Origin of the sequence: Streptomyces sp. NPDC026673 (assembly GCF_040638135.1) — a bacterium.
Taxonomy (GTDB): Bacteria; Actinomycetota; Actinomycetes; order Streptomycetales; family Streptomycetaceae; genus Actinacidiphila.
On record NZ_JBEZXR010000110.1, the window covers coordinates 1 to 20,484 of the forward strand.

16 protein-coding genes are annotated in these 20,484 nt (G+C 72.7%); 4 read left to right on the top strand and 12 right to left on the bottom strand.

Features of this window, described 5'->3' with window-relative positions; translation table 11 throughout:
• The 3 genes from AB0F62_RS39410 to AB0F62_RS39420 form a co-directional block, all read right to left on the bottom strand.
• Window positions 1-1,887 (bottom strand): DUF1996 domain-containing protein (locus AB0F62_RS39410; protein ID WP_361810782.1); only part of this gene is annotated, 1,887 nt, incomplete at its 3' end.
• Window positions 1,888-2,135: 248 nt separating this feature from the next.
• Window positions 2,136-2,705 (bottom strand): hypothetical protein, encoded by a 570-nt coding sequence (locus AB0F62_RS39415; protein WP_361810784.1) that lies wholly within the window; start codon window positions 2,703-2,705, stop codon window positions 2,136-2,138.
• A 114-nt stretch (window positions 2,706-2,819) separates the two neighbouring features.
• A complete protein-coding gene (locus tag AB0F62_RS39420; RefSeq protein WP_361810786.1) occupies window positions 2,820-3,575 on the bottom strand; it encodes a hypothetical protein in 756 nt (251 codons plus the stop codon).
• 497 nt (window positions 3,576-4,072) lie between these two features.
• Here AB0F62_RS39420 and AB0F62_RS39425 point away from each other — a divergent pair, with 497 nt between their 5' ends.
• The 3 genes from AB0F62_RS39425 to AB0F62_RS39435 all read left to right on the top strand — a co-directional run bounded on the left by AB0F62_RS39425 (window position 4,073) and on the right by AB0F62_RS39435 (window position 6,159).
• Window positions 4,073-5,020, top strand: a complete 948-nt coding sequence (locus tag AB0F62_RS39425) for a hypothetical protein (RefSeq protein WP_361810788.1) — start codon at window positions 4,073-4,075, stop codon at window positions 5,018-5,020.
• Window positions 5,021-5,145: 125 nt separating this feature from the next.
• Window positions 5,146-5,334, top strand: a complete 189-nt coding sequence (locus AB0F62_RS39430) for a hypothetical protein (RefSeq protein WP_361810790.1) — start codon at window positions 5,146-5,148, stop codon at window positions 5,332-5,334.
• Window positions 5,335-5,577: 243 nt separating this feature from the next.
• Window positions 5,578-6,159 (top strand): N-acetyltransferase, encoded by a 582-nt coding sequence (locus tag AB0F62_RS39435; protein WP_361810792.1) that lies wholly within the window; start codon window positions 5,578-5,580, stop codon window positions 6,157-6,159.
• A 142-nt stretch (window positions 6,160-6,301) separates the two neighbouring features.
• Here AB0F62_RS39435 and AB0F62_RS39440 read toward each other — a convergent pair whose 3' ends face one another.
• From AB0F62_RS39440 to AB0F62_RS39470, 7 genes are all read right to left on the bottom strand, one after another.
• Complete coding sequence (locus AB0F62_RS39440; RefSeq protein WP_361810794.1) at window positions 6,302-8,050, bottom strand: beta-galactosidase family protein; 1,749 nt, start codon at window positions 8,048-8,050, stop codon at window positions 6,302-6,304.
• 175 nt (window positions 8,051-8,225) lie between these two features.
• Complete coding sequence (locus tag AB0F62_RS39445; RefSeq protein WP_361810810.1) at window positions 8,226-9,218, bottom strand: LacI family DNA-binding transcriptional regulator; 993 nt, start codon at window positions 9,216-9,218, stop codon at window positions 8,226-8,228.
• 217 nt (window positions 9,219-9,435) lie between these two features.
• The gene (locus tag AB0F62_RS39450) at window positions 9,436-10,779 is read right to left on the bottom strand and encodes a sugar ABC transporter substrate-binding protein (protein WP_361810796.1); all 1,344 of its coding nucleotides are present in this window, start codon (window positions 10,777-10,779) and stop codon (window positions 9,436-9,438) included.
• Window positions 10,780-10,892: 113 nt separating this feature from the next.
• Entirely contained in the window at window positions 10,893-11,825 is a 933-nt protein-coding gene (locus AB0F62_RS39455) for a carbohydrate ABC transporter permease (RefSeq protein ID WP_361810812.1), read from the bottom strand.
• Between the two features lie 2 nt (window positions 11,826-11,827).
• A complete protein-coding gene (locus AB0F62_RS39460) occupies window positions 11,828-12,748 on the bottom strand; it encodes a sugar ABC transporter permease (RefSeq protein WP_361810798.1) in 921 nt (306 codons plus the stop codon).
• Window positions 12,749-13,100: 352 nt separating this feature from the next.
• Window positions 13,101-15,506 (bottom strand): FtsX-like permease family protein, encoded by a 2,406-nt coding sequence (locus AB0F62_RS39465; RefSeq protein WP_361810800.1) that lies wholly within the window; start codon window positions 15,504-15,506, stop codon window positions 13,101-13,103.
• 392 nt (window positions 15,507-15,898) lie between these two features.
• Window positions 15,899-18,022 (bottom strand): NAD-binding lipoprotein, encoded by a 2,124-nt coding sequence (locus AB0F62_RS39470; RefSeq protein WP_361810802.1) that lies wholly within the window; start codon window positions 18,020-18,022, stop codon window positions 15,899-15,901.
• 375 nt (window positions 18,023-18,397) lie between these two features.
• Here AB0F62_RS39470 and AB0F62_RS39475 point away from each other — a divergent pair, with 375 nt between their 5' ends.
• Window positions 18,398-19,144 carry a DUF4328 domain-containing protein gene (locus tag AB0F62_RS39475; RefSeq protein WP_361810804.1) on the top strand — a complete coding sequence of 249 codons (747 nt, stop codon included), beginning with the start codon at window positions 18,398-18,400 and terminating at the stop codon, window positions 19,142-19,144.
• 144 nt (window positions 19,145-19,288) lie between these two features.
• Here AB0F62_RS39475 and AB0F62_RS39480 read toward each other — a convergent pair whose 3' ends face one another.
• Window positions 19,289-19,558: a hypothetical protein gene (locus tag AB0F62_RS39480; RefSeq protein ID WP_361810806.1), complete on the bottom strand. Its 270-nt coding sequence runs from the start codon at window positions 19,556-19,558 to the stop codon at window positions 19,289-19,291.
• 162 nt (window positions 19,559-19,720) lie between these two features.
• A partial coding sequence (locus AB0F62_RS39485; RefSeq protein WP_361810808.1) for a glucose-6-phosphate dehydrogenase assembly protein OpcA occupies window positions 19,721-20,484 on the bottom strand: 764 nt, incomplete at its 5' end.

Here is a 20,484-nt window from a genome sequence, read left to right on the forward strand (position 1 = left end):
GGGGGCGACCACGCCGGTGGCGGGAGTCTGCTCGGGTGCCGCCGACTCGTCCTCGCCGTGGTGCTCGTGGCCTCCGGCCGTCGGGGCGGCCGTCGGGGTGGCCGTCGCGCCCTGGGTCGCCGGACGCGTCGAGTCGGCCTTGGGAGTCACCGTGACGGGTGCTTCGGGGGTGTCGCCGCCGTTCTGCCCGTCGTCCGGTACGTCCGCCGGGGGCTCGGCGCCGGGGTCGTCGTCCCCGCCGTTGCCGCCGTCACCGGGCTCCTGACCGCCATTGCCGCCGTCACCCGGCTCCTGACCACCATTGCCGCCATTGCCGCCGTCACCGGGCTCCTGGCCACCGTTGCCGCCATTGCCGCCGTCACCCGGCTCCTGGCCACCGTTGCCGCCATTGCCGCCGTCACCCGGCTCCTGACCACCGTTGCCGCCATTGCCGCCATTGCCGCCGTTCCCGCCGTCACCCGGCTCCTGGCCACCGGCACCGCACTCACGGCCCTCGTTGATGCAGTCGGCCACCTCGTCCATCAGCTTCTCGTCGAAGATGTTGATGAAGTCGCCGTGGTCGGTGACCGGCTTGTGCAGGTTCTCCGGGAAGGAGTCCACCGCGAAGAACGGGACGCTGCGTCCACCGTCCGCGAGGCTCGGCGCGTTCACGTCGTAGACGATGCGCTGGACCAGTTGCGGAATCGCCCGGAACCCCTGAGGGCAGTTGCCCCCGGCGTCGGCGAACGCCACGTGGGTGCGGTGGTTGGCGCTGTCGACGTTCTGGCCGTCCCAGCAGCTCTGGAAGCGGAAGGTGCGGACCACGTCGCTGCCGTTGGGGCAGAGCGGGTACTTGTCCTTCAACTGACGGTCCTCCAGACCCGTGCAGCTCCAGGAGGCGTTGGCGTTGGCGGGGCCGTTGACGAACGCCTTCGCGTCACCGGTGATGATGCGCAGCAGGCGCGGCATGGGCGTGACCTTGCTGACGGGGTTGCCGACGAACGTGAGGGTGACCTCCTTGGGGGTCACGATCTGGCCGGCGTTGCCCTCGGTACCGCCACCGGGGGCGTCCGCGTCGCGCTCCTTGGTGCCGTTCTGCAGACGCAGCACGGGCCAGTAGTACGACGACTTGTCGCCCTTGTCCTCGCAGCTGGTGTCGGCCTTCGCCAAGTCGTCGATGGTGGCCAGTCCGTTGTTGGACTGGTTGCCGATGTAATCGTGGAAGTGGTGGGCCCCGTTGGTCACTCCGGGCGCGACGATGATGTTGTCGGAGTTGAACAGGCCGTTGGCGTTCACACCGCAACGCGAGGTGAAGGTGCCCGACGAGGCGTCCGCCGGCTGCGGCGCACGCGGCGCGTTCGGATTCACGCTCTTGATGTCGGCGAAGTCGGCCGCGACGGGACCGTTACCGCCCTGTCCGCCACCGCCCTGTGCGGGCGGGGCGCTCTGCCCGTTCTCGCCGCCGCCGCTCGCGGTCGGCTGCGCACCGCCCTGCTGGCCGCCGGTCGTGCGGACCTGGCACTGCGCGAGGCCCTCGACGCCCTGCGGGCGGTCGCCCGCGCGGTCGATGGCGTCGAGGATGCGGGCGATCGTCGCCGCGCGCTTGTCCTTCAGCGGGCCCAGGATCGCGTTGTCGACGAAGCCGGCATCCTGCTGCTGGGCCGCCGCCGACTCCTTCAGCCGCTGGTATGCCTCGGCTATCTGCTTGTCCAGGAGGGCGAGTTCCTTGTCGACGTCCTCCTTCGCCTCTTCCGGCACGGAGGTGAGCTCCGTGCCGACGTCCGGACAGTCGACCGTGACGACCTGCTGACCCGCGGAGGCCGACGGCTGGGCGGACTGGCCGGTCGCGTCTCCCTCGGTCGCGGAGGCGAACACATTCGCCGTGACCAGAACCCCGCCTCCCAGCATCAGGGCGACGGCTACAAAAGTGCCGCTACGTGTGCCGGTGGCTCGTCTGCGCGAATTGCGTACCAAGGAAACCCTCCTGCGCGCCTGATGGTGGCGGCCTGACACGACAAGGCCGCCGCTACATACGGACGCGGTACCGGGAGTGTTCAAACGTCCCGGGAATTAACAGGAGTTGCTTCTGCGGCGCGTATGCGGCCCGCGCCGGGCCCCGCGGTATCACCCCGCCGGACCCGGCCCGGGAGACCGCCTCACCAGGTGTGGGCCACGTCGACCACCAGGCGGTCGGAGAGCTCGAACACCCGGAACGGCAGCCGGGCCCGGACACCCAGGCCCACCTGTGTGTCCCCCTCGAAGCTCGAGGCGAACTTCGCGTCCCGGAAGGTCCGGTAGCCCGTCAGGTCGACGCCCGGCAGCGGCCGACCCGCCCGGCCGGGGTAGGTCGCCCCGCCGGTCTCCGGGTCGTACGAGGGAGCGGCCACCCGGATCTCGATGATCGCCCCGCCGGAGACCGGTATGAGCCGGCCCGACCCGTCCTGATAGACGGCGTCGACGTACTGCACGGTGTAACCGATCGCGTCCGGTCCCGTCGTGGGCACGTCGAACACCATGCGGTCGTAGCACTCGTGGCGGCCCGTCCTGATGTCGGTCAGCGAACCCAGTTCGGCGTCCGCCGCCGACTTCGAAAGGCTGCCCCAGCCCGTCGGGCAGGCGCTGACCGCCTTCGGTGCCGCGGTGGCCGTCGCGGGCACCGCCACGGCCACCGCGGCACCCGCCGTCACCAGGGCGGCGAGCGCCACCCCGTATCGTCTCGCACGCATCGTTCCCCCTTGCATCGCGACTCTCGCTTCCTTGCCATGTACGACATGCCGGGCAAGGGTTTGGTTGTGCTGGGCCGCCCTGGAATACGCCGTCCGCCGGCGGACGGGGACTCCTCAGCCGCCGGTGGCGGGGAACGCCCCGCGCAGGGCGTTGTCGAGGAGGGTGAGCGTCTCCCCCGACGGCTGCCTCAGACATGCGGAGATCCGCACCTCGAAGGGCTTGTTGTAGGCGGCGGAGCGGCCGTACCCCCAGGCCGCGACCTCCGTGTCGCCCCGCAGTACCCGGCAGCTCTTGCCGGCGCGCGCCGGGCGCCCCACGGCGAGCGGCGTCGCCCGCCCGGCCTTGCCCGTCCCGGCGAACCGGAACGCCACGAGCACCCCGTCCCGCTCGAGGCCGCCGAGCGGGACGCAGTCGAACAGCCCACCGTCCTGCGGGTGGGGGCAGGAGCCCTGTGCCGGCGCGGTCAGCGGCTGCGAGGAGACGAAGTCCGTGACCGTCCCGCGGTCGTCGACGGACAGGCTGCGCCAGCCCGAAGGCACCCGCAGGTTCAGCCCGGCCGGCTCCAGGAGGCGGACCGTCGCGAGGTCCCGCGTCGGTCCCGGCGAGGGGGGCACCGCCGGGACCGCGTACCTCTGATCCGTTCCGCCGCCCGGCCGCGGTCCGGGCACGACGGTCACGCACGCCACGAGGGCGGCGACCGCCGCGGCCGTGCCGGCGGCCGCCAGCCGTCGGCTCCTGCGCCGCCGGACCAGCCGCCTGATCCGGTCCATCCGGTCCGGTGGCGCGGCGGCCTGCGGCACCACGTCCTCCAGGAGGCCGCGCAGCGCTCGTTCCGTCTCGTGCGACGGCTCGTCAACCGCGATGCGCATGTCCCTCACTCCCCTTCACCGGTCCCGGCACCGCCGCCGATTCCGTGCACCGCACGCCGGGAGCCTCCACCGCCGGGCTCACGACGCCCCCCGGACGGCACGCCGGCACGTGTGCGACGTCCTCGACACCCAGGCCCGCGACGTGCCGCGGGACCGCGGCCACCCGCCGCCGCGTCGGCGGCGACCCGGTGCGGCCCCGGGCCGTGCCCGGTGACGCACCCCTCGACGCTCGGACCCGCCCCTCACCGTGCCGGTCCCCTCCCCCTGCCATCGCACTCCCGTCCCGGTCGAACTCCTCACCCCTGTCTCAACCAGGTGGAGAGCCGTTCGGTTGCCCTCGAGGCGCCGCCGGCGCACCGGCACGCTCCCGCGGTTTCGTGATGTACGCCACATCTGCGACGGGGGCTCTGCCCTGAGGGGCCGTCCACCGGGTTGAGGAGGTCGACAGGGCGCACCACCCCGCGCGACACCCTTCGACCGAAGTGACGGAACGACACATGGCTCTCACACACACCACGCGCGCTCTCTGGCCGGCGGCGGCCATGGCCGGTGTGCTCGCACTCGCCGGATGCTCCCAGGGGGACAAGAGTGACGGCGGCTCCGCCGCGCCCGCCGCCCCGAGCGGTGACGCGTCGCCCTCGCGCGCCGCCGCTAAGGGGGAGCTGGCGATTCCCGAAGGGGCCGACGAGGAGACCAGGCAGCAGTACGTGCTGGAGAACGCGCTGGCCGTCTGCATGCGGAAGAAGGGCTTCACCTACACCCCGCACGTGACCGACTGGGGGGCCGCCGCCAACAGCCCCGTCGACGGTCAGGACTACGAACTGGCGAAGAAGTACCGGGAGAAGTACGGCTTCGGCCTCTTCGCTCCGGCCGTCTACCCGGACGACCCCGACGTCCCCGGCAGCAAGGCCCACGAGGCCCAGGTGATGGCCAATCCGGACCGGCCCTACCTCGACGCGCTGTCCCCGGCGCAGCGGAAGGCCTACGACACGGCGATGGGCCGCGCGGGGGTCCGCGACGGGAAGAAGACGATGTTTCCGGGCTGTATGAAGGACGCGATGGCGAAGGCCTACGGGCCGGAGAAGTCCCAGGCCCAGTTGGATCGTGAGCGTGCCGCGAACGAGGAGCAGGTCCGGGACGCGAAGCAGGCGCTGAACGGCGATCCCAAGCTGATCTCCCTGGCGCAGCAGTTCGCGTCCTGCCTGCGGGACGAGGGCATCGCCGTCACCACGACGCAGCCGACCGCCATCGGGGACATGGTGAAGTTCGCGACGGCCACGCTGACGCCGCAGGACGGCGTCCGGAACATGGACAAGGACGAGGCCCGGGCCAAGCTCACACAGGAGATCGGGATCGCCCGCAAGGACCTGGAGTGCGGGAGGAAGTTCCGGGCCGCGTACTTCCCCAAGCTCGCCAAGCACCCCTACTCGAGCGAGACCGGATGAGCCGGGTTCCGTGCGGGCGGCGCTCGGGCGGCCCGCACGGAACCAGTCGACGCCACCGCCGGGCCCACGGCGAGTGACGCGGATTCCCCGGTGCGTCGGGCCGCCGGCGGCCATACGCTCCCTCCATGACACCGTGGGATAGGGGATTCGCGGTCCTGGCTGCCGGGCCCGGCGGCGCGTCGCCTCTCAAGAACGACGACAGCGGCTGGGCATCGGGCATCTGGGGTCTGGTCGCCGTGCTGGTCATCCTGACCCTGGCCGTGATCCTGGTGGTCTCCGTACGACGCGGCTCCTCTTCGGATGACGAAGACTGACGCACCCCGTACCGCGCGAAAGCCCGGCGCCGGATGAGGATTCATCCGGAGGATGGCTGAACGGCTCGGGATCCGGACCTGGTCCACGCCCGAATCCGGCCTTGCGGGTGCGACCCGCCGATCCCGTCTCAGAAGCCGGGGTCGGCGCGGAGGGCGGCGAGGGCGTCCGGGGCGGACGGGCGGGCGACCGGTGCCGGGCAAAACCGTTCGCCGCCGCGCGCGTGGTTGCCTAACCTGCCGGGCATGGGCCTCGCCATCGACATCAGAGCCGAGGGGACGCGGGATCACCCGGCGGTGCGCCGCCTGCACGCGCTCGCCTTCGGCGATCCGGGGCGCGTCCCCGGTCTGGTCGACGCGCTCCGTGCGGCCCCCGCGGCGGTCGAGCCGATCTCCCTCGTCGCGACGCGGCGCGAGGAGGTCGTCGGGCATGTCATGCTCAGCGCCTGCCGGCTGGACGCCCCGCCGCGGCTGGTCGACGTCGCCGGTCTCTCGCCCCTGGGCGTGCATCCGGACCACCAGCGCCAGGGCGTGGGAACCCGGCTGGTCGAGGCGGCCCTGCGGGCGGCCGACGAGCGGGGCGTACCGCTGGTCTTCCTGGAGGGCCCGCCCGCTTACTACGGCGGGCGCGGTTTTCGGCGGGCCGGCGCGTGCGGGTTCCGATCGCCGTCGCTGCGCATCCCGGATCCGGCGTTCCAGGTCGCGACGCTGTCGTCGTACGAGCCCTGGATGACCGGCACGTTCGTCTACTCCGAGCCGTTCTGGGCACACGACTGCGTCGGCCTGCGCGACCCCGAGGCCCGCGCGAGGACCGGCGACCGGGACTGAACAGGCGGTGGCGGGACGGCCCGGGACCGGCCGCCCCGCCGCCACCGCCCGGGCACCGCGCTCGGGCCCGGGCGGTGGCGCACCCGGTCGGCCCCGGTCACCCCGCGATCATCGCGCGGTCATCGCGCGGTCGGCACCCCGCTCACTCCTCGGTCGGTCCGAGGTCGGCGGTGTCGCGCAGGTCGACGACGGCCCGTGCGGTGGCGTGGAGTTCGAGGACCACCAGTTCGTTGGCGCCGGGGCGCAGCGCCGGGCCGGGGACGTACAGGCGGCGCTGCGGGCCGCGGGACCAGTACCGGCCCAGGGCGAAGCCGTTGATCCAGGCGTTGCCCTTGGTCCAGCCGGTCAGGTCGAGGAAGGCGTCCGCGGGCCGCTCCACCTCGAACACCCCGCGGTGGAAGGCGGGGCCCACGGGCTGCGGTCCACCGGTGGTGAACGCCAGGCCCGACAGGTCGTCCAGGGGCAGCGGCCTGCTGCGCCATCCCGTCAGTTCGGTGCCGTTCGCGGTGACCGTGCCGGTCAGGCCCTTGCGGTCGTGGATGCCCTGGCCGTAGTTGACGCGGCCCTGGTTCTCGACCAGTACGGCCAGGGTGGCGCCGCCTGCCGGGACGGTGACGGCCAGGGCGCTCTCGTGCAGCTCGCGTTCCAGCACGCCGGCCGGGACGCCGTCGAGGAAGACCTGGGCACGGTCCCCGACCGAGGTGAAGTGCAGGAGGGTGGGGCCCGGTTCGGGGAGCGCGGTCTCGTACAGCACGAAGCCGAAGTCCTGACCCAGTTCCTCCATGGTCAGCGGGCGGGGGCCGGTCACGGCTTCGCCCAGCCGTCCGGCCGAGCCGAGCAGCGGCGCGTTGGCGGTGAGTTCGACGCCGAGGAGGTTGAGCTTCTTGGACGGCTCGGGCAGGGGGGTGTCGGGGACGGAGGTGTGCCGGGCGAGCACGTCGCGGAAGGCGAGGTACTTGGGGGTGATGTCGCCGGCCTCGTCCAGGGGCGCGTCGTAGTCGTAGGAGGTGATCGTCGGCCGGTACGTGTGCTTGTCGTTGGCGCCGTTGGTGAAGCCGAAGTTGGTCCCGCCGTGGAACATGTAGAGGTTCACGCTGGCGCCGGCCGCCAGCAGTTCGTCGAGGTCCGCCGCGGCCCCCGCGGCGTCCCGGACCACGTGCACGCCGCCCCAGCGGTCGAACCAGCCGTTCCAGAACTCGGTGCACATCAGCGGGCCGTCCGGCTGGTGCTCGCGCAGCGCCGCCAGGCCCTGGGCCGGGCGGCTGCCGAAGTTGACCGTGCTGAGGACGCCCGGAAGGCTGCCGCGGGCGAGATCGGCGGGCTGGTCGCAGGTGAACAGCGGGACGTCCACGCCTCCTTGGCGCAGCCTGGCCTCCAGATGGGTCAGGTGGGCCGGGTCCTGGCCGTAGGCGCCGTACTCGTTCTCGACCTGCACCGCCAGGACGGGGCCTCCGTTGGTGGCGAGGTGGGGTGTCACCAGCGGCAGCAGCCGGTCGAGGTAGCCGTCCACGGCCGCCTGGTAGCGCGGGTCCGTGGTGCGCAGGCGGATGCCGGGGGTGGCGAGCAGCCAGGACGGCAGTCCGCCGCCCTCCCACTCGGCGCAGATGTACGGCCCGGGGCGCAGCAGTACGTGCAGGCCCTCGGCCTGGGCGAGTGCCAGGAAGGCCGGCAGGTCCAGGCCGCCGTCGGTGCGGAAGGTGTCCGGCCGCGGCTGGTGGAGGTTCCACGGCACGTAGGTGTCGACGGTGTTCAGTCCGAGCAGCCGTGCCTTGCGCAGCCGGTCCTGCCACTGGTCGGGGTGGACGCGGAAGTAGTGCAGGCCACCGGAGATGATGCGGAACGGCTCGCCGCCGAGGCGGAATTCGTTCCCTTCGATCCGCAGTACGGGCATGGGCCGTGCTCCTCCAGTGGAGTGGGGTTCAGGTGCGTGTGGTGCGTCGCGGGGTGCTCGCCGGCGTTGTGGGCGAGAGGGCCCCATGACGGGATGTTTGCGTTGCCATCGTGGTGTGCGGCGACGGTGGGTGCGGGGGCCGGTGGTGTGGAGACCGGTGGCCCGCCGGGGCCGGTCAGCGGCCGACGGGCGGCGGGGCGGTACTGCGGCGGACGACCAGGCTGGTGGGCACCAGGGTGGTACCGCGCTCCGCTTCGTCGTTGCGGATCTGCCGGAGCACGCCGTCGACGCAGCGCCGGCCGACCTCGGCGAAGTCCTGGTGGATCGTCGTCAGCGGCGGCATGAACGAGGCGGCCTCGGGGATGTCGTCGAAGCCCACGACGCTGACGTCCTCGGGCACCCGCCGGCCCTGCTCGCGCAGGGCGCGCAACAGCCCGAGCGCCATCTGGTCGTTGGCGACGAAGACCGCCGTGCAGCCGGGGTCCGCGGCGATCCGCAGCCCGGCCTCGTAGCCGGACTCCGCGGACCAGTCGCCGCGCAGCAGCTCGGGCACCTCGCGGCCCGCCGCCTCCAGTGCCTCCCGCCAGGCGTTCACCCGGCGTTCGGCCGCGAACGACTCCTTCGGGCCGGCGATGTGCCGCACCGTCGCGTGGCCGAGGTCCAGCAGGTGCTCGACGGCCGTCCGGGCGCCACTGGCCTGATCGGTGTCGACCACGCAGTACTGGCCGCCGGCGTCGGAGTCCACCACGACCACGGGGGCGGTCGGCGGCAGGGCCACCGTCATCGCGTCGAGGAGGTGCACCTCCATGATCATGACGACGCCGTCCACGGCGAGTTCGCCGAGCCGGCTGAAGGCGCCCCTGACCCCGTCCTGCGTCGGCACGGTGACCGGGAGCAGCGTGGTCGCGTAGCCCTCACGGGCGGCCGAGGAGGCGACGGCCTCCAGGGTCCGCATGTTGCCGGTGCTGGAGAGGTTGAACAGGATGACGCCGATGGTGCGGAACTCGCCCCGCTTCAACGCGCGTGCCGCGCTGTTGGGCCGGTAGCCGAGCTCCTTCATCGCGGCGAGCACCTGCTGCCGCGTCTCCTCCAGCACCCCGGGGAAGCCGTTGGAGACCCGGGAGACGGTCTGCGCCGAGACGCCCGCCAGCTTGGCGACGTCGGCCATGGACGCACCGCGCCGCCGCCGCTGCGCGCCCTCCGCCGAGCTCTGTCCGGTCCCGTCCACGTGCGTCGTACACCTCATACGTTTCACAGCCGTTGGTCGTCAGAAGTCTAGGGGGGCGTCACTCCGCGGACCGGCAATCCGCGGGCCCCCCGGGGGGGCCGGCTCCGGCGGTCTCCGGGGAGATCCGCCGGTGCCGGCCCGAGGGTCACGAGGGGCGTCAGCCGCCGACGGTGAAGCCCTGGTCCTTGCCGTACTTGATCGAGGCGTCCTGCCAGCTGCCCAGCGCGCCGGACAGGGGCGTGGAGGACACGTACGCCTTGCCGACGGTGTCGTTGAAGATCGAGTTGGCGTACACCTGGTACGGCAGGTACGACCAGCCCTTGGCGACGTTCGCGGCCGACTCGGCGAAGATCTTGTTGGCCTGCTGGCCGCCGAAGTAGGGGAACTTCGCGTCCAGGAACGCCGGGGAGTTCAGGTCCGCGGTCGTGGCCGGGAAGGCGCCGCCCTTGATGCGGGCCTGCACGCCGGCGTCCTTGTTCGCGTACTTGACGAAGGCGTAGGCCAGGGGCTTGTCCTTGGCGGCCTCCATCACCGCCAGCGAGCTGCCGCCGTTCTCGGCGCTGGCGGTCTGGCCGGCCTGCCACTGCGGCAGCGGGGCGGCACGCCAGTCACCGGACGCCGAGGACACACCGGAGACGAAGTTGGCGGGCATCCAGGCACCCGTCGACAGGGTGGCGATGGTGCCGTCGGCCAGGCCCTTGTACCACTGGTCGCTCCAGGAGGTGACCGGCGCGAGCAGCTTCTCGGAGATCAGCTTCTGCCAGACCTCGGTGAACTTCTTGGAGCCCGCGTCGGTGAAGTCGACCTTCACCTTGGTGCCGTCCACCGTGTAGGGGTGGCCGCCGGCCTGCCAGATCAGGCTGGTGACGAAGCCGGCGTCCCCGGTGTCGTTGGCGATGTACGCCTTGGGGTCGGCCTTGTGCAGGTCGCGGGCCGCGGTCAGGTACTCGTCCCAGGTGGTGGGGACCTTGATCTTGTGCTTGTCGAGGACCTTCTTGTTGTAGAACATCGCCATCGGCCCGGAGTCCATGGGCAGGGCGTACACGCCGCCGTTGACGGCGACGGAGTTCCACGGGCCGGGCGAGTAGGACTTGGCCAGGTCCTTGGCGCCGTAGGGGCTGAGGTCGGTGACGGACTTGCCGAGCGCGAACTGGCTCAGGGCGTAGTACTCGATCTGCGCCACGTCGGGGGCGCCGGAGCCGGCCTGGACGGCGTTCTGCAGCGCGGTGTACTGGTCGTTGCCGGTGCCCGCGTTGACCAGCTTCACCTTGACCTTGGGGTACTTGGCCTGGAAGTCGGTGACCACCTGCTTGAGCGTGGGCTCCCAGGCCCACACCTTGAGCGTGCCGCCCTTGTTCAGCGCGGCCTCGACGCTGCCGGCGTCGGCGGCCTTGGCGCCGGAGCCGGAGTCGTCGGAGGAACCGCAGGCGGTCAGGGACAGTGCCGCCGCGCAGAGCACCGCGAGCGCCTGCGCCGAACGGCGCAGTGGCTTGTTCGTCATCGCATCTCACTTCGTTGTGGTGATGATCTGCGGCACCCCGCCGGCCGTCACCGCAGGGGTGTGCCGGGGAGAGGCTGCAGGGGGTGGGTACGGCGCCGCCGCGGCGCCGGTGATCATTCCTTGACGCTGCCGGCGGCGAGTCCCGACTGCCAGAAGCGCTGGAGGAAGAGGAAGGCCGCGATCAGCGGGACGATGGTCAGCAGCGACCCGGTGACCACCAGGTTGAACACCGGCTGCCCGCCGGCGGTGGCGGCCTGGGCGTTCCAGGCGTTGAGCCCGAGCGTGAGGGGGTACCAGTCCGGATCCTTGATCATGATCAGCGGCAGGAAGTAGTTGTTCCAGGTCGCGACCACGGTGAACAGCAGCACGGTGACGATGCCGGGCCCCAGCAGCGGCAGGCTGATCCGGAAGAAGGTGCGGATCTCCCCCGAGCCGTCCACCCGGGCCGCCTCGAGCAGTTCGTCGGGGATCGCCTCGGAGGCGAAGACCCACATCAGGTAGAGGCCGAAGGGCGAGATGAGCGAGGGGATGACCACCGCCCACGGGGTGTTCGTCAGGCCCATCTTGCTGAACATCAGGAACGTGGGCACCGCCAGCGCGGCACCCGGCACCGCGACCGCGCCGATCACCACCGCGAAGACCGCGCGCTTGCCGGGGAAGGTGAATTTCGCCAGCCCGTAGCCGCCCAGCACGGCGAGGAAGGTCGCCCCGCCCGCGCCCAGCGCGACGTACAGCAGGGTGTTGAGCAGCCAGCGGACGAAGATGTGGTCGTCGTAGGTGAGGGTCTGCCGGATGTTGTCCCACAGCGCGAAGTCGCCGCTGAACCAGAGCCCGAAGGAGTCGAGCAGGCTCTTCTGGGTCTTGGTCGCGCTGATCAGCAGCCAGACCAGCGGGATCAGCGCGTAGATGGCGACGAGCGAGGTCAGGACGGTCGTCAGGACGCTGCGCCGGGGCCGGTCGGAGGAGGGGCGCCGGCGGGCGGGGGGCGCGGACGGTGCGGCGGCGGGACGTTCGCGTGTCGGGGTGAGGGAGCCGGACCGGGCCATCGTCACGCCTCCTTGCGCATGCCGCGCACCTGCACGACGTAGGCGATGATCATTGTGACGACTCCCATGACGATCGCGACGGTCGCGGCGTAGTTGTGCTGCTGGCCGGAGAAGGACAGCGAGTAGGTGTAGAGGTTCGGCGTGAAGTACGTCGTGACGGCGTTGGGCGCCAGCGGCTTGAGGATGCTGGGCTCGTTGAACAGCTGGAAGCTGCCGATGATCGAGAAGATCGTCGCGATGACCAGCGCGCCCCGGATCGCGGGGATCTTGATGGAGGTGACGATCCTCAGCCGGCTCGCGCCGTCGATCTCCGCCGCCTCGTAGAGGGAGCGCGGGACGACGTGCAGCGCCGAGTAGAAGATCAGCATGTTGTAGCCGACGAACTCCCAGGTCACGATGTTGCCGATGCTCGCCAGCACCAGGCCGGGCGAGAGGGGGTTCGGCAGGGAGACGCCCAGGGCGTCGTTGATGTTGGCGACCAGACCGAAGCGGTCGCCGTACATGAAGCCCCACATCAGGGTGGCCACGACGGCCGGGACCGCGTAGGGCAGGAAGATCGTGATGCGGAAGAAGCTCTTGCCGTGGAGCCTTCCGCTGTCCAGCGCGAGCGCGACCAGCAGCGCGATGCCGAGCATGACCGGCACCTGCACGGCGAGGAACAGCGCGACGCGGCCCAGCCCGGACCAGAACTGGCCGTCCTGGAAGGCCTGCGCATAGTTGTCCAGGCCGACGAAGGAGGTTCCGCCGATGAGACGGTCGCGGAACAGGCTCAGGTAGATCGAGTAGCCGATCGGCGCCAGGAAGACCAGCGCGAAGACGATCATGAACGGTGCCACGAAGCCCCACCCCAGCCATCGGCGGCCCCCGCGCCCTCGGGGCGGTGCGGCCCGGCCGGTACCTGGTGGCGGCGGTATGGCAGCCATGATCCCATCCTTCACGTCGTCGTGCGGGGTCCCGCCGCATCGGGCCGGACCGGGATGGTTGCGTAAACATCGATGAGCGGCGCCAAGGGACGTTTACGCAAACATTTGATGGACGCGATGGTGGCATCGGCGATCAGGAGACGTCAAGGGGCGTTGCGAGGTTCCTCCCGGGCGCGCCCTCACGATGGCGTTCCCGCACGTCAACTGCCCTTTTTCCGGGCGGAGTCGGGAACCGCGGAGACCGGGCGCGGCCCGGTGCGGCCCGATGCGGCCGCACGGGGGCGTGCGCCGGGGCGGTCCCCCGCCCCGGCGCCGCGGTCACGGACCGTGAGGCCGCGCCCGGCCGCCCCGATCACTCGGTGCGCAGGCCGCCCGCCCGCATCATCCGCCACAGCGGCGGCATGCTCAGCGCCGTCACCAACAGGATCGCCGCGGCGCCGATACCGGCGTAGGGGAGGAAGACCCACCAGTCCTTGACCGGTTTGACGACGATGCCGAGCATAATCGTGCCGAGGACGAGTCCGCCGGCGACGGCGACGGCGGTGCCGGCGAGGACCGGGACGGCGGTCTGCCACAGGACCGACCACGCGAGCGTCCTGCGGCGCGTGCCGAAGGCCACCAGCACCGACAGCAGCCGCCTGCGTTCCCTGAGCTGCTCGATCTGCGCCACCAGCATGCCGGCGGCGATCAGGAGCACCGTGAGGGTGCCGCCGATCCGCAGGCCGGTCTGGATGCTGGAGTACTCCTTGTCGCGCTGGACGTTGACCAGTCCGAACACCCGGAGCGTCGGGTCGACGCGTGCCGCGGCGTTGCGCAGGTGCTCCGCGGCGTCGGGAACACGGTGGTCGACCGCGACGGACGCGGCGGTCGTCGCCCCGGGCAGGCGGTGCCCGCCGAGGGCCGCCGGGGTGGCCAGGATGCCGTCGTGGACCTCGCCCGCCGGGTCGCGGACGGCCACGACGGCGCGGGCCGACGCGGGCAGCGTCCACCGGGCGGCATCGCCCTCGCCGTCGAGGTCGATCGCCGTGCCCGGCCGGGCGGCGTCGTCGGTGCGCAGGTTCGCCTCCCTCGCCCGGCGCGACGTTCCGGCCTGGTGCGCCACGAAGGTGTCGCCGTCCCGGCACGAGGGCAGCGAGGCGAGCGAGCGCAGGGTCGCACAGCTGCCGACGGTGAGCGTGGTGACGGCCTCCCCCCTGGCCGCGTCCGGTCGGCTGACATAGGTCTCGACGGTGCCCAGGACCCCCGACACGCCCCGGACCCGGCGGAACTCCTCGATCATCCGCTCCGCCAGGGCCGGATCGCCCGTGCTGCCGGACCCGGCCGCGACGCTGAAGTCCGCCCGGAACTCCGCACGGGCGGTGTGGCCACCGGCGGCCTTCGGCCCGCTCGGTCTGACGAAGTCCTCCTGCATGCCGCCGAACATCATCTGCAGGGCGATGGCGCCGGCGACCGCCACGGTGATACCGCTCACCGCGCGGGTCGCCGTCCCGCTGCTCAACTGCAGTCGGCGCACGGCGAGTTGCCACGCGACGGGCCCGCCCCGCAGCCGCCGCACGGCAGCCTCCACCAGCCACGGCAGCAGTCCGGTGAGCCCGACCAGGACCAGGACGGCGCCCAGGCCGATGGGATACGCACCGGCGGAACCCAGGTCCCCGTCGGCCCGCCCCGTCAGGGCCAGGACGGCGATCCCGGCCACAGGGGCGAGCAGCCGCCACCACAGCCGGCGCGGCCGCAGACCGGAGTGCCGCACGACGCCCAGGGGCTCGATGGCCACCGACCGCAGCGCCGACTGGGTGACCAGGACCGCCCCCACCAGGATGACCACCGCGATCAGCCCCGCGAGCAGCGGCGCGGGGGTGACGTCGGCGGGGAACGCGCTGACGCCCCACAGCCGCACCGAACCGGCCAGTTGGCGTGCCCCGAGGAAGAGCGCGGTTCCCGCCAGCAGTCCCAGCAGGGCGCCGAACAGCGCCTCGCCGGCGGCGATGCGGCGGGTCATGGCGATGTCCGCGCCGATCAGCCGCAGCGCGGCCAGCCTGCGGTCCCTGCGGTCGCCGCCGAAGCGGACCGCGGTGGCGATGAAGACGCCCACCGGGACCAGCAGGACGACGCATATGAGCACGACGAGGACCATGAGCTGCGGGTCGAAGCGCTCGTTGCGGGGGTGGTGGCCGTAACCGGCGGATCTGACCGCACCGTCCCCCGTGGAGAGGGTCGAGCTCCCGGCGTAGTACCGCAGTTCACCGGGTTCGAGCAGGCCGCCGCCGGCGATGGTTCCGGTGACGCGGTAATCGAACCGCTGCTTGAGCAGGGCGCCGGCCGGCGAGCCGAGCAGCTCGCGCAGGGCGGGCGAGACGACCATCTCCCCCGGCCCGGGAATCCCGTCCACGCCGGGCGGCGCGGGGGCGTCGGGGCCGTCCGGGCGCAGCAACTGACCGCTGACGCGATCGCCGCGGTACTCGGTGTCCGCGTCGTACCAGAGGAAGGTCGCGTCCGTGCGCCTCACCGACTCCTGGGAGGTGGCGTTCGGCGTCTCGCGGGCCAGGCCGCGCCCGCTGCGGGCGTCGAGGATGTGCGGCACCGAGGCCGCCAGGAACAGCAGGGCGGCGCCGAGTCCGACCCCCACGGCTGTCAGCACCGTGCGGATCCAGCCCTCGCGGCCCCCGGAGAGCGCCAGCCGCATGCCGAGCCGCAGATCGCCGAGGGCCGAACGGGGCCGCGGGACCGCGGGCGCCGGCCCGGCGTCGATGCCGGTCATGCCGCTCCTCCCCGGTACGAGGCGCCGCCGGAGGGGCACGGCTGCGCGGGGCCGGTGAGGGCGCGGGGCGTCTGGGGAAGGATGCCGGGGACCTGGTCCGGGTGGGCGCGCCGGCACGACCGGGATTCCACGCGCCCGGGAAGGATGCGACTGGGGAACATGTGGTGACTATACACGTCGTTTATACACAGGATTTCTAGTCACACGGTGTCACTACGTTTTTCTCGCGGATCCCCTCCGGCATCTCCACCGCCCGCCGGCGGCGGACGCACCGCCGTTGGAGTGGCATCCGGCACCTCGTCGTCGCGCCGCGCCGGCACCGCGGCCGCGATGGGTTTCAGTAGGCGGGCGTGCCGGTGTCATCGTCGCTGCCGGTACGCGCGGCGGGGCCCTCACCTCCCCCCTGAGGGCCCCGCACTCACGGCCGCGCCAGACCCCTCCGGCGGCCCCCCGCACACCGGGGACTCCGCCCGCCCCGCCCGGCGTCCCCCGCCGTCCCGACGGACGGAACCGGCGCACTCGGCGGGATCGGACGGCTCGGCCGGTCCGGCCGGCTCCGTCGCCACCACGATCACCTGGTCCTCCGCGCTCCACACCCGCCGCTCCCCCTTGTGCGGGTTGAGCCGCACCCCGTGGTCGGGAGACAGCGCCCACCGGTCGTGCCGGCGGTAACCCACGGCACACTCCCCACGGTCCCGCGCCGCGGCCACAACGGTGGCAAAAGTGGCCTCCACACCGGGGCGGACATAGTGCCCCGCCCGCCGCAGGCAGATCGTGCCGCCCTCGGCCGAGAACAACTCGTCGAACACCGCCGCCAGATGCCGGTTCTGCGCGATCTGCGCCATCAGCAGTCCGGTCAGCTCCCCGCTGACGATCACATCGGATCCCGGATTCACCGGCGCCAGCGGACGGTTGCGGTCATCGGTGAGCTCGGTGACCACACGCGTCTCCCGCCCGGTGCGCTCCTCCAGCAGACGCAGCGCCAGCAGGGTCGCCAGGGTCCGGTCGTCGGGATGATCCGGCCCGTCGCCCGGATCGGGACCGAGGACCACCACCCCGTCGTACGGGGCGAGATCGAGCCCGAACAGGGTCTCCGGCCGCGACAACGCGGCCGACCGGAACCGCACCGACAGCCGCCTCCCGGCGGCCGTCTCCCCATCCCCATCCCCATCGCCCTCCGCCTTTGCCTCCGCCTCCGCCTCCGCCTCCGCCTCCGGACCCCGTACCGGCCCCGGCACCCTGTCCGTGATCACGTCCAGCACCGAACCCGGCCGCGCGGTGCGCCCCAACTGCCCCACGACCAGGGGCGCCCGCCGGTTCCAGCCGAGCAGCAGCAGCCGCGCGGCGCCCTCCGGCGGCGGCTCGGCCACGGCGACCGCCGCCGCGTCGACGAGGTGCCCGCACTCCCGCGGCCGCACCGAGTGCTCGTCCCGCGCCAGGACGATGAGGCGGCTGCCCGGCGCGATCACGGTGCCGCCCGGCGGATTGAGCAGCGTACGTCCCTCGGACGTGAGGATCCCCACCGGGCACGACTCCGCGTACCCCAGCAACGCCTCCCCGAAGGAACCCCCGTGGAACGCCGTCGCGTCCGCGAGGTGGAACTCGTCACCGGCGAAGTCCAGCAGATCGCGCAGGACCAGGGAGAGCCCGGGACGCCCGGCGCACTGCGCGACCAGCCGGGCCGTGACCGTGTCGGTGTCCAGCACCGTGCCCCGCGAACCCACGGCCATCCGGGCCGACGCCCGGTAACGGTCGTCCTGCACCGCGGCCAGCACCGGCGGCCCGCCACCCCGCTCCCCCAGCACCGCCCGCAGCGCCAGCAGGACGCGCAGCACCTCCGCGTCCCCACCCGGCCCCCCGGACGGCAGCACCAGCACGGTGCTCGCCCGCTCCGGGCTGACCAGGCGCAGCACGGCCGGATCGCTCGCCGGACCGCTGCGGCAGATCAGCCGGGCCCGGCCGGCCGGGCCGACCCGGGCGGCCAGCGCCTGTTCCATCCCCGACTTGTCCCGGTCGGCGAGCACCACCACCGCACGCTGCCCGTCCGGGCCCCGCGCGGCGACCAACTCACCCACCACCGTGGGCACCCGGTCCGACCATCCGAGCACCACCGCGTGGCCCGACTCCAGCACCGTCGAACGCCCACGGCTCAACTCCGCCAGCCGCTCCGCCAGACCCGTGGTGATCACCCCGACGAGGGTCGACACGCACAACAGGGCGACCAGCCCGAGCACGGCCGACAGCAGCATGCGCACAGGGGTGCCGGACACCGATCCCAGACGCAACGTCTCCGCGCTCGTCCGCCACACCGCCGCCAGCCGGCCCGGCAACGACCGCGGCGAACCCGGATCCGTCCACACCATCAGCGCGCTGACCGGCACGACCACCGCCAGGCAGGTGACCACCAGCCAGCCCATCAACGTGCCGATACTGCGCGCCAGCGTCCGGTCGAACCGGTAGCGCACCCGGTCCCGCAGCGACACCGGCCGCCGCCCCGTCCACCGATCCACTCCCATCCCGTCCCCCGCCCCCTGCCACGCCTCCCGCGGCGGCACATCCGCGCGCCGGCGGGTACGGCACCACCGGACCCGCCACCGCACAGTGCCGCCTCCGGCATCCGGACACGCGGAAATCCAGTGCGCATTCATGCTTTCGGGCAGGCACCCCGCGGGCAAACCCCGCGCGGACAGGGAGCGGACAGGGGACGGCGGCTAACGGGACCTCCCGGGGCGGCAGTTTCTCGACCCTCGCATTACTAGTGCGGACAGCACCGGGCCGCGGAGCCGGCAGGGCCGAGTCAATGATGTGGACGCGCCAAGATCTTCTGCCGTAATGTCCTTCTGCCCGCCGCTCGGCGGGACCTCGTACTTCTGTGTCCCCGGGGGGACCCCATGTCGCACAGCCCTGTCGGGCCGCCGTCCGGCGCCCCGTACCCGTACCCCGCGCCTGCCGGGCCCCCGGCGACCACCGCCGTGCTCCGTTCGCCGCTGGGGCTGGCGACCGCCCTGACGGTGCTCCTGTCGCTGGTGATCGTCGCGGACGTGGTCGACATCGCCGCGCAGGCCGGTCGTTACGCGCTCATGGGCACGGCGGTGGCGGACGAACTGGCCACCGTCGACCAGTCCGCGCTGACCCGGTCGGACGTGTTCGTCGGTGTCACCGTGGCGCTGCAGTTGCTGACGATGATCGGGACGATCGTCGTCTTCCTCGTCTGGTTCCACCGCGTGCGCTGCAACGGCGAGGTGTTCTCCCCCAACGGGTTCGAGAAGAGCCGCGGGTGGGCGATCGGCGGCTGGTTCATCCCGATCGCCTGGTACTGGATCCCCTCCCGGATCGCCCGGGAGACCTGGGTCGCGAGCTCCCAGACGACGCAGGACGGCCGTCTGCGGCCCGCCGACTCGGGACCGGTCGCCTTCTGGTGGGCGGCATGGGTGGCCGGCCAGTTGCTGGACCAGCTCTCGGTGTTCGTCACCAAGGAGAACTCCCAGTACGCCGACGACCTCCGCGACGCCGCGGGCATGACGATCGCCGTCGACGGCCTGGACATCCTCGCCGCGGTCCTCGCCGTCCTGTTCGTCCGCAAGCTGACGGCCATGCAGCACCGCAAGGCGATGGAAGGCCCGGTCGCACTCTTCTGACCGGGGCCGCGGCCCCCGACGGCCGGCGGTGCGGGGTGGGGAGCCGCCGGTCCACGGCGCCGCCTGTCGGACCGGCGGCGTGGACGGCGCTCCTCTCGCCGGAGCCGTGCCCGGAGGCCCTGCCGGGGCGGTGTCAGCGCGCGGTCAGCGCCCTGTCAGCGCCGGCGGGCAGTGTTCGGGCATGGACACCGTCACCGCGAACCGGCCCTCGCCCTCCGCCGCCGACGACGACGGCGCCCGCGCCGCCGCAGGTGCCCGCACTCCGCATTCCGCGTCCGCCGCCTTCGTGCGCTTCGCCGTCTTCGGCGGGGGCGTGGGGCTGGCGTCGTCGGGGGCCCTCGTCGTGCTGTCGGGGCCGGTGCCCTTCGCCGTGGCGAACGCGGTGGTGACGGCGGCCTCGACCGTGCTGGCCACCGAGTTGCACGCCCGGTTCACCTTCGGCGGGGGCCGCGCCGGGTGGCGGGCACACCTGCAGTCGGCGCTGACGGTCGTGGTCTGCTACCTGTTCACCACGGCCGCGATGCTGCTCCTGCAGGCGGTCTGCGCCGCCCCCGGCGTGCTGCTACGTCAGTCGGTCTACTTGGCGGCCTCCGGGCTGGCCGGGGTGGGCCGCTTCTTGGTGCTGCGCGCGCTGGTCTTCGCGCGGCGGGGCGGCTCCGGCTCGCCGGCGTGGCGGAGCGCCGCGGCGTACATCTCGTCCGGGTCGAGCCTGCGGAGTTCCTCGGCGATGAGCTCGGCGGTGGACCGCACCTTCAGCGCCAGGTGCCGGCTGGGCTGCCCGGGAATGGTGAGGGTGGCGAGCGGGCCCTCGGGGCGGTCGATGTGGATGTCGCCGTCCGCGGTGCTCAGCCGTACCGCGGTGACGACGGGGCCGTCGGTGACGACGCGGTCGACGGGCACCCGGAGGCGGTTGCCCAGCCAGCGGGCGAGGAGTTCGGCGCTGGGGTTGTCGGCCTCGCTCTCCACGGCGGCGGACGTGACCGTGGCCCGGGCCTGGTCGAGCGCCGCCGCGAGCATGGACCGCCAGGGGGTGAGCCGGGTCCAGGCGAGGTCGGTGTCGCCGGGGGTGTAGCCGGCGGCGCGGGCCTCGAGCTCCTCGAGCGGCCGCTCGACGGCGTAGGTGTCGGTGATCCGGCGCTGCGCCAGCGCCCCGAGCGGGTCGGCGGCGGGGTTGGCGGGGGCGTCGACCGGCCACCAGACGACGACCGGTGCGTCGGGCAGCAGCAGCGGCAGCACGACGCTGTGGGCGTGGTCGGCGAGTTCGCCGTGCAGGCGGAGCAGCACGGTCTCGCCGGTGCCGGATTCGCCGCCGACGCGTACCTCGGCGTCGAGGCGGGCGC